The sequence below is a fragment of the Thermodesulfobacterium hveragerdense DSM 12571 genome, assembly GCF_000423845.1.
GTDB lineage: Bacteria > Desulfobacterota > Thermodesulfobacteria > Thermodesulfobacteriales > Thermodesulfobacteriaceae > Thermodesulfobacterium > Thermodesulfobacterium hveragerdense.
In genome coordinates this window covers 15,593-28,735 of sequence record NZ_AUIT01000012.1, presented here as the reverse complement: position 1 = coordinate 28,735, position 13,143 = coordinate 15,593, and the positions used below count along the sequence as shown (strand labels likewise).

The 13,143-nt window shown below is 35.8% G+C and carries 14 protein-coding genes and 1 tRNA gene; 4 read left to right on the top strand and 11 right to left on the bottom strand.

What is annotated here, in order from left to right:
• The first annotated feature begins 41 nt into the window (after positions 1–41).
• Genes G580_RS0105275 through G580_RS0105265 form a run of 3 tightly spaced genes read left to right on the top strand, consistent with a single transcriptional unit; the run spans position 42 to position 2,356 of the window.
• On the top strand, positions 42–1,280 hold the full coding sequence (locus tag G580_RS0105275; RefSeq protein ID WP_028841323.1) for a S41 family peptidase: 1,239 nt from the start codon (positions 42–44) through the stop codon (positions 1,278–1,280).
• Positions 1,280–1,921, top strand: a complete 642-nt coding sequence (locus G580_RS0105270; RefSeq protein WP_028841322.1) for a site-2 protease family protein — start codon at positions 1,280–1,282, stop codon at positions 1,919–1,921. The genes G580_RS0105275 and G580_RS0105270 overlap by 1 nt, the downstream gene beginning before the upstream one ends.
• Positions 1,922–1,927: 6 nt before the next feature.
• The gene (locus G580_RS0105265) at positions 1,928–2,356 is read left to right on the top strand and encodes an EamA family transporter (protein WP_051173128.1); all 429 of its coding nucleotides are present in this window, start codon (positions 1,928–1,930) and stop codon (positions 2,354–2,356) included.
• Between the two features lie 14 nt (positions 2,357–2,370).
• On the opposite strand, the gene G580_RS0105260 is transcribed toward G580_RS0105265, so the two are convergent.
• The 11 genes from G580_RS0105260 to G580_RS10100 all read right to left on the bottom strand — a co-directional run bounded on the left by G580_RS0105260 (position 2,371) and on the right by G580_RS10100 (position 12,386).
• Positions 2,371–3,108 (bottom strand): ABC transporter permease, encoded by a 738-nt coding sequence (locus tag G580_RS0105260; RefSeq protein WP_038041630.1) that lies wholly within the window; start codon positions 3,106–3,108, stop codon positions 2,371–2,373.
• A complete protein-coding gene (locus G580_RS0105255) occupies positions 3,108–3,941 on the bottom strand; it encodes an ABC transporter ATP-binding protein (protein WP_028841319.1) in 834 nt (277 codons plus the stop codon). The genes G580_RS0105260 and G580_RS0105255 overlap by 1 nt, the downstream gene beginning before the upstream one ends.
• A gap of 481 nt (positions 3,942–4,422) precedes the next feature.
• Positions 4,423–4,509: transfer RNA gene (locus tag G580_RS0105250), tRNA-Leu, on the bottom strand.
• Positions 4,492–7,014, bottom strand: a complete 2,523-nt coding sequence (locus G580_RS11295; RefSeq protein WP_028841318.1) for a GGDEF domain-containing phosphodiesterase — start codon at positions 7,012–7,014, stop codon at positions 4,492–4,494. Before G580_RS11295 ends, G580_RS0105250 begins: the two co-directional genes overlap by 18 nt.
• Before the next feature lie 80 nt (positions 7,015–7,094).
• Positions 7,095–7,619, bottom strand: a complete 525-nt coding sequence (locus G580_RS0105240; RefSeq protein WP_028841317.1) for a nitroreductase family protein — start codon at positions 7,617–7,619, stop codon at positions 7,095–7,097.
• A gap of 26 nt (positions 7,620–7,645) precedes the next feature.
• Positions 7,646–8,128 (bottom strand): TlpA family protein disulfide reductase, encoded by a 483-nt coding sequence (locus G580_RS0105235; protein WP_028841316.1) that lies wholly within the window; start codon positions 8,126–8,128, stop codon positions 7,646–7,648.
• Positions 8,129–8,265: 137 nt separating this feature from the next.
• Positions 8,266–8,919, bottom strand: coding sequence for an energy-coupling factor ABC transporter ATP-binding protein (locus G580_RS0105230; protein ID WP_028841315.1), 654 nt, complete (start codon positions 8,917–8,919; stop codon positions 8,266–8,268).
• Positions 8,916–9,620, bottom strand: a complete 705-nt coding sequence (locus G580_RS0105225) for an ABC transporter permease (protein WP_028841314.1) — start codon at positions 9,618–9,620, stop codon at positions 8,916–8,918. Before G580_RS0105225 ends, G580_RS0105230 begins: the two co-directional genes overlap by 4 nt.
• A 2-nt stretch (positions 9,621–9,622) precedes the next feature.
• A complete protein-coding gene (locus G580_RS0105220; protein ID WP_038041629.1) occupies positions 9,623–10,438 on the bottom strand; it encodes an ABC transporter substrate-binding protein in 816 nt (271 codons plus the stop codon).
• Positions 10,439–10,443: 5 nt separating this feature from the next.
• Entirely contained in the window at positions 10,444–11,394 is a 951-nt protein-coding gene (gene lpxK / locus G580_RS0105215; RefSeq protein WP_028841312.1) for a tetraacyldisaccharide 4'-kinase, read from the bottom strand.
• A complete protein-coding gene (locus G580_RS10100; protein WP_051173126.1) occupies positions 11,388–12,386 on the bottom strand; it encodes a flippase-like domain-containing protein in 999 nt (332 codons plus the stop codon). The genes lpxK and G580_RS10100 overlap by 7 nt, the downstream gene beginning before the upstream one ends.
• 107 nt (positions 12,387–12,493) lie before the next feature.
• Between G580_RS10100 and G580_RS0105205 the strand changes: the two genes are divergently transcribed.
• Positions 12,494–12,988: an HIT family protein gene (locus tag G580_RS0105205; protein WP_028841311.1), complete on the top strand. Its 495-nt coding sequence runs from the start codon at positions 12,494–12,496 to the stop codon at positions 12,986–12,988.
• The last annotated feature ends 155 nt before the right edge of the window (positions 12,989–13,143 follow it).

Genomic DNA, 13,143 nt, shown 5'->3' with positions numbered 1-13,143 from the left:
GGTTTTAATTTGAAAATAAAATTATCAAAAAAGGAGTTTTTATGAGATTTTCAAAAAATAAAAAATTATTTTATCCCTTGGTTGGGGTAATTCTTTTAGTAATCATAGCCTTTTCAAACGGGTTTACTAAAGAAAAAAACGATGAAATCTATAAATATTTAAAACTCTTTTCTCAGGTATTAAAACTCATAGAAGACAACTATGTAACAGAGGTTTCACCTAGGGACCTTATCTATGGAGCCATAAACGGAATGCTAAATTCTTTAGACCCTTATTCTTCTTTGATGAAGCCTGAGGAGTTCAAGGAGCTTGAGATAGAAACCAAGGGAACCTTTACCGGTATTGGGATCGAGATTACCATAAAAGACGACGTAATCACTGTCGTTGCCCCGATAGAAGATACTCCTGCTTGGAAAGCAGGTATCAAGCCAGGAGATAAAATTTTAAAGATAGAAGATAAACCTACCAAAGGGATGAGTCTTACAGAGGCGGTTAAACTCTTAAGAGGTCCTAAAGGAACAAAGGTAAAAATAACCATTCTCAGGAACGATAAAGACATAAAAGAACTCACCCTGGTTAGGGATGTGATTCCTATAAAAAGTGTTAAGGTTAAGGTTCTTGAGCCTGGCTACGTCTACGTGAGAATTACCAACTTTCAAGAAAAAACCCATCAAGAGTTGATAGATGCTTTGGAAGAGCTTGAGAAAAAGGAACTAAAAGGTATAGTATTAGACCTTAGATATAATCCAGGAGGACTTTTATCCTCAGCAATAGATATTGCAGACGAGTTTTTAGAAAAAGGGGTAATTGTGTCGGTAAGAGGCAAGGCTAAAGATTCAGGAATGGTGTTTGAAGCCAAACCTAACCCCTCTAACAGAAAACACCATTATCCTATCGTAATCCTTATAAACCACGGCACAGCCTCAGCCTCTGAAATAGTCACCGGTGCGTTAAAGGACCATAAAAGAGCCCTTGTCCTTGGTCAGAAAAGTTTTGGTAAAGGAAGGGTCCAAACTGTTATCCCTCTTGATGACGGATACGCTGTAAAACTAACTACTGCTTTTTATTACACCCCAAGTGGAGTTTGCATCGATAAAATCGGTATCTCTCCTGACATAGAAATACCTGCGATGGTTGAAGCTACTACTAAAGAAAAACCTAAGGACAAAGACGAAGAGGATTTACTAAAACCTTGGACCTCTCCTGAAGAAGATTTTCAGGTAAAGATGGCGGTCTCTATCTTGAAAAACCTAAAAGAAATTTCTAAGTTGAATTTTTAATGTTTGACCCTAAGGTTTTTATACTTTTAACGCCTGTTTTGTTACTTGCCTTAACGGTCCATGAATTTTCTCATGGCCTTGTAGCTTATCTTTTAGGGGATCCTACCCCTAAACTCGCAAAAAGGCTTAGCTTAAACCCTATTAAACATCTTGATTTTTTTGGAACGTTAACTCTGTTTATTACCCAAGCCATAGGCTGGGCCAAACCAGTACCTATCAACCCCAACTATTTTAAAAACCCCTGGAGGGACATGGCTCTTGTTTCTATAGCTGGACCTTTATCCAACATCTTGCTTGCCTTTATCTTTGGGTTCCTTTTTCATTTATTTTATGGCTTAAATTTAAACTACTCCTCTTTTGTGATTTCCCAACCTCTTGCCCTAATGTGCTTTTTAGGTATAAAAATAAATCTTGGTCTGGCTATCTTTAACCTTTTGCCTATTCCCCCTTTAGACGGGAGTAAGGTTATTGTTAAATTTTTACCAAAAACCTGGAGATTTAACTACCTAAGACTTGAAATGTTTGGGTTTATCTTTATTTTAATTTTAGCCATAACCGGTGTGCTTAGCAAGTTTATCTACCCTATATTAAACTGGTTGACCAATCTGATTTTAGGGATTACCAGTATAGGTAGTATTTAAAAAATCATGGAAAAATCAACGCTAATACTTTGGCTTCTTACTATAACCCTTTGGGGAATATGTCCGATCATAGAAAAAATAGGTCTTAAAAACGTAGACCCTCTTTTAGCGCTTTTTATCAGGACCTCTGCCGCTCTTATGGGATTAAGCTTAGCTGTTTTTCTCACAGGGGCGTTTAAACCAGAAGTACTAAATCTTAAAAATATAGCCGTATTATCCTTAAGCGGGATCTTGGGAGGTTTTTTGGGGATGTTAACCTATTTTACCCTGCTTAAATCTCAAAATGCCTCTCAAATAGTTCCGCTAACCTCGGTATATCCTTTGGTTTCTACTCTGTTTGCTATCCTGTTTTTAAAAGAAGAGTTGCATCTTATAAAAATCTTAGCTATTTTTCTCATTGTATCTGGGATTTTTCTTTTGTTTAAAAATCCTTAATACTTAAATCTCGGCTATTCACTATAATTCTTAATCACTCTAAATCCCAACCCAAACAAAATAACACTATAAAAAACAAGGACTAAAACACACCCTAAGGCCAAAGTATCGAAGGTTTCTTTTCTTATAAGGATGTTTGTATAGGTAAGAGGTAACACAAAAACTACAGGTTTTAAAAAGTCAGGGATACGTTCTATCGGAAAAAAGGTTCCACAGAAAAATCCCATCGGAAGGATGAAAAAATTAAAATAGGTAGCTGTTTCTTCATGGCCTTTAGCAGACATCCCTACACAGAAACCAAGACTTGCAAACAAAAAACAGTTCAGAAAAAGAGCCAACAAAAAGGGTAAGGATAACCCAAAGTTAGGATAACTCAAAAATCCCACAACGATGATCAAGCTTGCGGCAAGAAGTCCTTTTAACATGCCAGCAAGCACCTCTCCAATGATTATGGCACTGTAAGAAATAGGAGCAAGGTACAACACTTGAAAGGTTTTAAAATAAAGTCGATTAAGGTTTATAGAGTTGGCAATCCAGGTATAAGAGTTGGTCATAGAAGTCATGGCTACCAATCCTGGGATAAGAAAACTTAGATAACTTTTACCTTCCATCTGAACCATCCTTCCAAGCCCAAGGCCAAAAACGATAAAGTAGATAATAGGGAGCATCATGGCAGAAAGGAGATATCCAAACTTTAAAAGCCTTCTTCTAAAAATCAAAAGTTCTCGCAAAAATACAGGATACCAATCCATCATTCTATCCTTTCTCCTGTAAGTTTGATAAAAATGTCTTCCAAATTAGTCTCTCTGATAATCAAAGGCAATTCGTTTTTCTTAGCAAACTCATAGGCTTCGTCCTTAGTTTTGAAAGTCCACAGTTTTAGCCTTCCTTCTTTGTCTATATATTCTACGGTAAAAAGCCCTGCTGATTGCTTAAGCTCTGAAGGAGTACCAAGGGCTATTAGCCTTCCTTTGGATAAGATACCTACCTTATCACAAAGGGCCTCTGCCTCTTCTATGTAATGGGTAGTGAGAAATACTGTTTTGCCTTGGTTTTTAATTCTTTTTATTATCTCCCAGAGATGTCTTCTTATCTGAGGGTCAAGTCCGATAGATGGTTCGTCTAAAAACAAAACCTTTGGGTCTGAAAGCAATGCCCTTGCAAGAAGAAGCCTCCTTTGCATCCCGCCTGAAAGTTTAGAAACTAAAGCATCCTTTCTCTCCCAGAGACCTACTGTTTCTAATAAATTTTTAATCTTTTCTTTTAACTGACTTGTTTTATGAAGCTTTCCGTAGACAAACAAATTTTCGTATACTGTTAGATCTCTGTCTAAGTTATTTTCCTGAGGAACCACCCCTATAAGCTTTTTTATTTCATAGGCCTTTTCTATCACGTTAAAACCGTTTATAAAACATCTCCCAGCATCAGGCTTGGTTAAGGTAGTTAAAATTTTTACTATCGTAGTTTTTCCTGCACCGTTTGGACCAAGAAGTCCAAATATCTCTCCTGATTTTATCTCAAAACTTACCCCATCAACTGCCTTGACCTTCCCATAGTATTTAACAAGCCCTTCAACCTTAATCATAGAGGAAATTCCTTTTATCGACAAATAACTAACATAAAAAGAATTTTTCTTCATCTTTTTAAACAACTTTTTTTTAAGTTAATAATACCTTGTATTTAAGCACTATGCAATCATAAATCCTTAGGAAAATTCAAAATATTATTCTACTCGTTCTTTTACTCCAAAATCATTCAAACAGTCAAAACGATAACAGTAAAAAAAGGAATTAAGACTTTTTGGACATAGAAAAAACAACTTACCCCTTATTTTTCAAAAATTATCTCTTAAAACAAGTTGCCTTGTTAAAATATATCTTGAATAGAATAGGCTACAGGGCAGGGAATGTTTTGAGAGGTTAGTTTGTAGGAGGATGGTATGCCCTACCAGTAGTAACCTGCTCTACTTAAAAAGGGATTGGTGATTGATAGGTTTATTGAAGGGGTTACGTGTGGTGAGTGTGGTAAAGAATAGATTCCTGAGAGTATGTCTTACACCTTAGGAATGGTGCCGGGGGCGGGACTTGAACCCGCACGGAGGTATCTCCACTGGATCCTGAATCCAGCGCGTCTACCTATTCCGCCACCCCGGCTATGAAAGGATATCTAACAAGAAGTTCATCTTCTGGCATGGGTTTATCAAACAAGAAACCCTGTACGTAAGTACAACCAATCTGTTTTATTATATCAAGCTGTTCCTGGGTTTCAACCCCCTCAGCCAAAGTCTCTATACCTAATTTTTGGGCTAAGAGTACTATCACTTCAACCAAGTCCTTATCTTTCTTATTTTTTATTATATCTTTAATAAAACTCATATCTATTTTTATCACATCGATCGGTAAAAACCTTAAATAACTTAACGCACAATACCCGGTCCCGAAATCATCTATCATCACCTTTATATTTTTCTCTTTAACCCTTTTTAGGATCTCTTTCGCATATAATATATTTTCTATAAAAACCCTTTCCGTAATCTCTAATCTGACCTCCTTATGTTGAAAAAACGATAAAAACCTCTCGATAAAGTCCTCTCTATTAAAAGAACGGGCAGAAATGTTCACCGAAATAGGTACCCTAAACCTCTCAATCTTTTTACTTATCTCCTCAAACATCCACTCCTCAAATTTAGGTAAAAACCTGCTTCTCTCCAGATAATCTATAAACTGTGATGGGGTGTAAACCGCACCATCTACCTTTATCCTAACCAAAGCCTCTAACCCTGCTAAAGAAAGGTCTTCCACCTTAAAATAAGGTTGGTAGTAAAAAACAAAAAGATTCTCTTTTAAAGCCTTTTCTAAGAGATAATCTAAAGAAATGATCTCCTGTGCTTTTAACTCCATAAATTGAGCAAAAAATCTAAATTCTCCTGCTCCAACTTTTTTAGCCTCACTTAAGGCAAGAGATGCCTTTTCGAGTAAATCCCTAAAATTACCTCCATCTTGAGGATAAAAACTAATACCGATGTTTGTAGAAAGGGCTATTTCTTGCCCGTCTATATTAAAGACCATTTCTTTTATCAAAGAAAGCTTCTCTATCAATCCTTGAATATTATGATATTCCTTCTTTTCCAAAAAACAAGCAAACTCATCAGATCCGATCCTGGCTGTTAATTGATTGCTTTTTTGAAAAAGACTTTTAAAAAAATTACCTAACTCTTTTAAAATCCTATTTCCTGTCTCAAAACCATAAGTTTGGTTTACGTAAACAAAATTGAATATGTCTAAAACTATCAAACAGCCTTCGTCCACTCTTTCCAAAATCTTATTAACTCTTTTCTCAAGCCCATCAAGGTTTAAAAGACCGGTAAGTAAATCCTCTGTGGTGACCTTCTCTAATTTATAGATAAGTTCTCTCTCTGTACTAACATCTCTCCCTATTAAAAGATACCTGCGTTCTTTTTCTGAAATTCTTAAAGGATATATCTTAGTCTGTAAATAAATATTGTTCTTGGTGCAGAATAAAATATCCGAAAACTCTTTATCTTCTTGTGATATAACCTGAAAAAAAGTTTGATTAAAATCATAATCAAGACCCTGCAAGCCTAATATCTCTAAAGATTTCCCATAAAGTTCTTCAAAACTGAGGCCACAACTCTTAGATACAGTTTCATTACAAAAAGTTATCCTTCCTTTTTCGTCCAAAACTATTATAGCTGCAGGAGATTTGATAAGAGCCTGAGAGATAATAACATTATTTTTGATCTCCTCTATCCGCTTTAAAGCAAACTCTATGTCTCCCCTCAGCTCTTCTAAAAGCCCTAAAGTTTCATCGGTAAAAAAATTGGGCTCCTTAGCATAAAGCCCTAACACACAATAGGGATTACCATCTTTATAGATAGGTATCCCTGCTACTGAAAGATACTGCCTCTTCAAAGCCTCTTCTCTCCAAGGATAAAAACGAGGGTCAGTTCTTATGTCAGAGATTATGACAATTCTGTTTTCTCTTAATGCTGTACCCAAAGCCCCTCTTCCCTCAGGAACATCTCCACTTACAGAAACCCTGATTTTTTCAAAAAGTCCTGCCTCATATCCATAGTAATACATAGGTTTAATAAGTAGTGTCTCCCAATCAGGAAACCCTACCCAAACAAACCTAAGCCCTATCTTCTCTACCAGGTTTTTACAAATCTTCTCAAAAACCTCCTCTTCGGTTAGGGAACTGGTTATCGTCTGGTTAACCTCTCTAAGCATCAAAACTATGTTTTCAAGCCTTTTCTGCCTGGTAATATCTATCAAAACCACAAAACCTGCTGGCTTACCTTGATAGGTGATGGTGTTGGCAAAAGTAAGGGTATACCTTATCTCCCCAGTTTTTCTTAAAATTTTTAATTCGTTATAAACCCTTGTAAACCTTTCCACTCTAAGCCTTCTTTCTACTATGGATTTAAGATATTCTTTCTCTTCGGCTGTGAAAATATCTAAAATACTCATCCTGTTTAGTTCTTCTAAGGAATATCCGGTAAGTTCTAAGAAAAACTTATTAGCATAAACTATGTTTTCCTGATAAATCAGAATTCCTACCGAAGGAGCCTCTAAGATAGCCTCGGCGATATCTTTCAAATGAGCACATTCTTTAGTTTGTAGTTCATAAATCTCCATCCTAAGTCCTCTTTTTAGGTCTTATATATTTAAGATTGTATAAAAAAATCTAAACAAAGTAAAGGAAAAAATTTAAAGTTTTATATCCAAGAGACTACTTCACGGATTGGTTTTCTATGAGGAGGTGTGGGAATTTTAGCAGGATATCCCATAGGAATAAGAGCTACAGGTCTTACTTTATTGGTTAAACCGACTATCTTTTTTACCGCTTCTTCGTCAAAAGCTCCAACCCAGCAACTACCAATTCCTAAAGAGGCAGCAGCTAAAAGCATGTTTTGAACAGCTGCAGCTGTATCTTGAAGGCAGTATAGTTCCTCTCCTCGTTTACCATAACGGGAGCTTGATATCCAGGGTAAAGCACATACTACGATAACTACAGGTGCCTGGGCGATAAAAGTTTGGTTTAAGGCTGCGATAGATAAAAGTTTTTTGAGTTCTGGGTTACGCACCACGACAAAATGCCAGGGCTGGAGATTACCGGCTGAAGGTGCCCAGATAGCGGCTTCTAAAATAAGTTTTAAATACTCTTCTGGAATAGGGTCTTTTTTAAACGACCTTATACTTCTTCTGTTTTTTATTACCTCAAGTACTGGGTTTAATCCCATTTTCTTCCTCCTTAAACACAGACCTTTTAATTACAGCTTACATATTTGTTTAAAATGTTTAAAAAAGCTCCTGCTGATTTAAAACCTATCATTCTTTCTATCACCTTACCCTCTGGGTTCAAAAGGTAGGTGGTAGGAACTTTAGAAAAATCTGGAAAAATCTTGTTAAGGTTGTTTGGAGCTAAACCAACCTCATAAGTTAATTGTTTAGAGTTCACCAACTTAGGAATAAGATATCCTGATTCTTTGTCTACCATAAGAGACACTACTTGAACCTTAGAAGCAGGACAAACCTTAGATACCTTGTTTAAAGCGTTTAATTCTATCATACAAGAAGGACAGTAGCTTGCAAACAGATTAAGTAATACATACTTTCCTCTATGGTTGGTAAGACTATTTTTTGCACCTGTATAGGTATAATATTCAAAATTAATAGAAGAAGCATAACCAGAAGAAACGACAAGAAACACATACAAAACTACTACCATCAAACCTTTCCTAAACCACATTTTTAACCCTCCTGCCATAGTTTTTATATTTATTAATATAACATCTTAACTATTTTAGCCAAGGAGAATTATTTTGCAAATATTTACAACTATTTTTAACTTATAACTATTTTTAGATAAAGAATTAATACTTAAGTTTACCCCAAAATTTTTCCGTTTTCTAATTTTAAAATCTCATCTCCAACCGTAAAAGCAAAGGGACTATCGTGGGTGGCTATGACTATGGTAGTGGTTTTTTGTTCTTTGATCTGAATTAAAAGTCTTTCGATAAGCTTTACGTTCTCAGCATCTACAAAAGCTGTAGGTTCGTCTAAAAAGAGAAACTCAGGTTTTATCACCATCGCCCTTGCAAGGCCCATCCTCTTTGCCTCTCCACTTGAAAGGGTTAATGCGTTTTGCTTTTTTTTATGCGACAGTCCTACGAAATCAAGCACTTCTTCTACTTTAGAGTTTATCTCTTTTTTGTTAAAACCCCTTATTTTTAATCCATAGGCTACGTTATCAAAAACTGAAGTATTGAAAATACCTACCTCAGGAAATACATAAGTAATTTTTCTAAGAAGATTAATATCTTTAGGTAAAATCTTATTGGTTGAATTGTAGTAATGGACCTCTCCTTTATCAGGTGTTTCAAGTAAAGCACAGATTTTTAAAAAGGTAGTTTTTCCACTTCCATTAGGCCCCATTACTACGTAGACTTTTTTCTCATCAAACACATAGGATAGATCTTTTAAAACGGTTTTATCCCTATATCCCTTCCAAAGGTTAGAAATTACCAGTTTTAAACTCATAGGTTGGTTCTTATTTCTTTTTTTTGAATATAGTATAACAAAAGATTAATCAAAAAGGAGATAGAAAGAAGAATTATACCTAAAGCAAGGGCAAGCTCAAAGTTTCCTTTATCGGTTTCCAAAGCTATGGTGGTGGTCATAACCCGGGTATAACCAGCGATGTTTCCTCCTACAATCAAAATAGCCCCCACTTCAGCCATTACCCTTCCCAATCCTCCTAAAATCCCTGTAAATATCCCATAGCGGGCTTCCTTTATCAAGGTCAAGGCAATCTGAAAAGGGGTAGCTCCAAGGGTTTTGGCCGTAAGTTTGATTATAGGACTAACCTTTCTTACAGAGGCTTGAGAGATAGAAGCTACTATAGGAAGGGCAAGGATAAACTGTGCGATTACCATAGCAGTAGGGGTATAAAGAAGGTTTAAAAAACCTAAAGGCCCACTTCTTGAAAAAAGCATATAAAGAAAAAGACCAACCACCACAGGGGGTAATCCCATCCCGGTGTTTAAAAAAATTATGATCAAACTCCTACCTGTAAAATCCTTCATCCCTAAGAACGCCCCAAACGGGACTCCCAAAACAGAAGCTAATAAAAGCGCTGAAAGAGATACCTTTAAAGAAAGTAGAATGATCTCAAGGAGCTCTCTATCTAAATTAACGATAAGAAAAAAGGCCTGTTTAAAAGCCTCTATCAAAAAATCCATGGCTACCTATACTTAGGGATAAAAAGTACGTTTCCCAAATTATCCTTAAAAGACCCTATGAGTTTTTGTCCCTCAGGAGAGGTAATCCAGTCTATAAATTTCATAGCTCCTTCATAGTTTACATAAGGATGCTTTTTAGGATTTACCGCCATAACGCTATATATATTATAAAGAAAAGGGTCTCCTTCAAAGAGAATGGTTAAATATTTTAGACGGCCTTTCGTAGCAAGCCATGTTCCCCTATCAGTAAGGGTGTAAGCATCTTTTTCGTTAGCTATAAATAAAGTTTTTTCCATCCCCTGACCAGACTCCAGATACCAGGGTTTTCCTTTAGGATTGAGGCCTGCTAATTCCCATATTTTTAGTTCTTTAAAATGGGTTCCTGACCTATCTCCTCGTGAAATAAAAAAACCTCTGGCTTGGGCGATCTTTTTAAAGGTAGAAATCACGTCTTTAGCCCCTTTTATCTTAGCTGGATCATGCTTAGGGCCAACGATGATAAAATCGTTATAGCACACCTCCTTTCTATTAACAAAAAACCCTTCTTTTATTGCTTGAAGCTCAAGATCTTTTGCATGGACAAACACTACATCCACATCTCCCCTTTTCCCCATTTCAAGCACAGCCCCTGTACCTCTGGCAACCAACTTTACTTTTATTCCGGTCTTCTTTTCAAACTGAGGTAAAAGATAGCTTAACAGTCCTGAATTTTCTACAGAAGTGGTTGTACCAAGAATTAACATTTTACCTTTAGCAAAGACAGAACCTGTAAAAAATAAAAGCAAAAAAACAATGAATAAAATAGCTCTTATTTTCATGTTATCTACCCCATTGAGGTTTTATTTTTTAATGTTTTTTGTATAAATTCAAGAAGACCTTCTACTCTTACAGAAAAATCTAAAAAAAAGAAGTTTTCAGACCATGGAAGTTTAACCCCATCTTTTAAGGTGGTGAGATAGTTTTCTTTAGACGATATTTCAAAGGTTCGATAATCGTAGTGGTCTGGGAAAGCAATAAAGCGTTTGATTCTAAGACCTAAACGTTTTACAATATCCAAAAACTGGGTATTATCTCCAAGCCCACAAAAGGCTATAAACTCTTTTTCTGGAATAGACACAGGCTCTAACCTGTAATTTAAAACCTGCCAGTTTTCTCGGTAAAGCTTAAACACTGGTTTTTGGTTAAACTCAAAATCAAAAGGAAAAAGTTCTTGATAGGTAAGGATAAGGGCGGTAGCTCTTTTTAATCCTGAAAGAGGTTCTCTTAGTTTTCCAAAAGGTAATAACGTTTGGTTCAGGTCTTCTTTTTTTAAAAGCACAAGGTCTATGTCTCTAAAAAGTCTTCTGTGTTGGAATCCGTCATCAAGAAGAATAAGGTTTGCACCAAACTCTTTGATCGCTCTTCTGGCCCCTCTTACCCTATCTTCGTCAACGATAATCACCAGGTCTAACCCTTTTTTTTCAAACACCTTAGCCAAAAGGTAAGGCTCATCACCTGCCTTTTCCACCGGTTGAAGGACTTTTTTTTGAAAATAAACTAACTGAAATCCTTTAGACTTTCTTTTATAACCTCTTGATACGATGGCTACCTTACCTAAACAAGAAAGTTTTTCTGCAAGATATCTTATCAAAGAGGTTTTTCCACTGCCACCTACAGAAAGATTCCCCACCGAAATAACCGGGACCTCTAACTTAAAACTTTTTAAAACTCCAAGGTCATAAAGACAATTTCTTAGGATTATTAGACAACAGTATGGATTCAAAAGGTTTAGCATTCCTTAAAAAAACTATTTTTTGTTTGAGAGTTCTTTTTATTTAAAAGGTCTTTTGTTCCCATCACAAAAAAAATAACTCCACCTATCATAGAACTAAGGTATTGGCTAAGTATTCTCCAAAGCATGGCAAAGATCCCTATGGACTCAACGGTTAAAAAATCCTTAAAAACTACTATCGCCCCTAATTCTCCTACCCCACTGCCTCCTGGGGTAGGGCTTATAAAGATAGCATAGAGTAAAGGGAGTTGGTTTGAAAACAAAGCCCAAAAAGGAGCTTGTTGAGAAAAAGCCTTAACCAAAAAAATTCCTACCATAAGAAAGGAGATGTACATAAAAAGACTAAAAAGAATGGCTAAAAAAAATACTTTTTTATGGATTTTAAAGAATTTTTTACAAATGAGTAAATATTTCAAAAAATTAAACTTTAACCTAAACAAAAACGAACCAGAAACAATCTGAGGTCTTTTTTTAAAGATAACCTTTCCTACTATAAACCCCAAACCCAAAATAGCCAACAAACTTCCTATTATCAGTAAAAGCTCTAAGGCCTTTTCAGGATGCTTTACGAGATTTTCTAACATAAAAGGGAAAAACAAAAGATAAAAAACTAAACCGGCAAAACCTTTGAGGGTAATTACACTAAGAATCTGAGCTATCTCGCCTCCTACCCTTCTTAACGTATAAAAAGGAAAAATCTCACCACCTAAATGAGCAGGGGTTATGGTAGCTCCAAAGGTGCTTACCAAAGAAACCTTATATCCATACCAAAAAGGATACCTTAAACCCAGAGCCCTTGAAATAAAAAACACCCTCAAGTTATCGAAAGTATGAAAAGAAAACAAAGATAAAAAGGAAAAAAACAGATGCTTCTTGTTTAAGGAAAAAAGAACCCCTTTTAAATTAGGCGGAATATGTCTGATAAAGATGTATAAAAAAGAAAGACATACTACCAAAACAGTTAAAAATATTCCGTAAACAATATTTTTATACATATAAAGTTATAAATATCAAAACCTAACAATTTACAAACGTTTATTTTGTGTTATGATTAGGTATTTATCATTTTACCCTTAAACTTGTTTTTAGAAAGGGGGGGAATATGGAACGAAAAATTTTGTGGGCTCCCTGGAGAGGAGAATACGTATCAGGTAAAAAAGACCCTGGCTGTATTTTTTGTCCTCCTGAAGGAAATCTGCCTGATGAAGAAAGGCTTATACTTTATAGAGATCCTTTTGTTTTGGTGATCATGAACAAATTCCCTTATAATGCCGGGCACCTTTTGGTAGCTCCCAAAAAACATGTGGCTGAACTCGAACAACTAACCCCTGATGAGATCACCGCTTTGATGAAAATGGCTCAAGAAGCCATCAAGATTCTAAAAGAAGTCTTCAAACCTCACGGGTTTAACGTTGGGTTTAACTTAGGGAAGGTTGCAGGAGCTGGATATCCTGACCATCTACACCTGCAAATAGTCCCCAGATGGGAGGGAGACGTTAACTTTTTGGCTGTCCTTGATGAAATAAGGGTGATTTCACAACATCTCTTAACCCAATACCATATATTATTTCCCTATTTTCAAAAGATCAAACTCTAACGTTCTGTAAAGATATACATTGTCAAAAGTTTGACTTTTTAGCACATAGACTATCGATAAATTACATACAGAACCTTTCCAAAAACATAGGTTTTTTGTCTGTAAAAATGGTATGCTTTTTGATAACTAATGCTATAGTAAAAACATTAGACCTT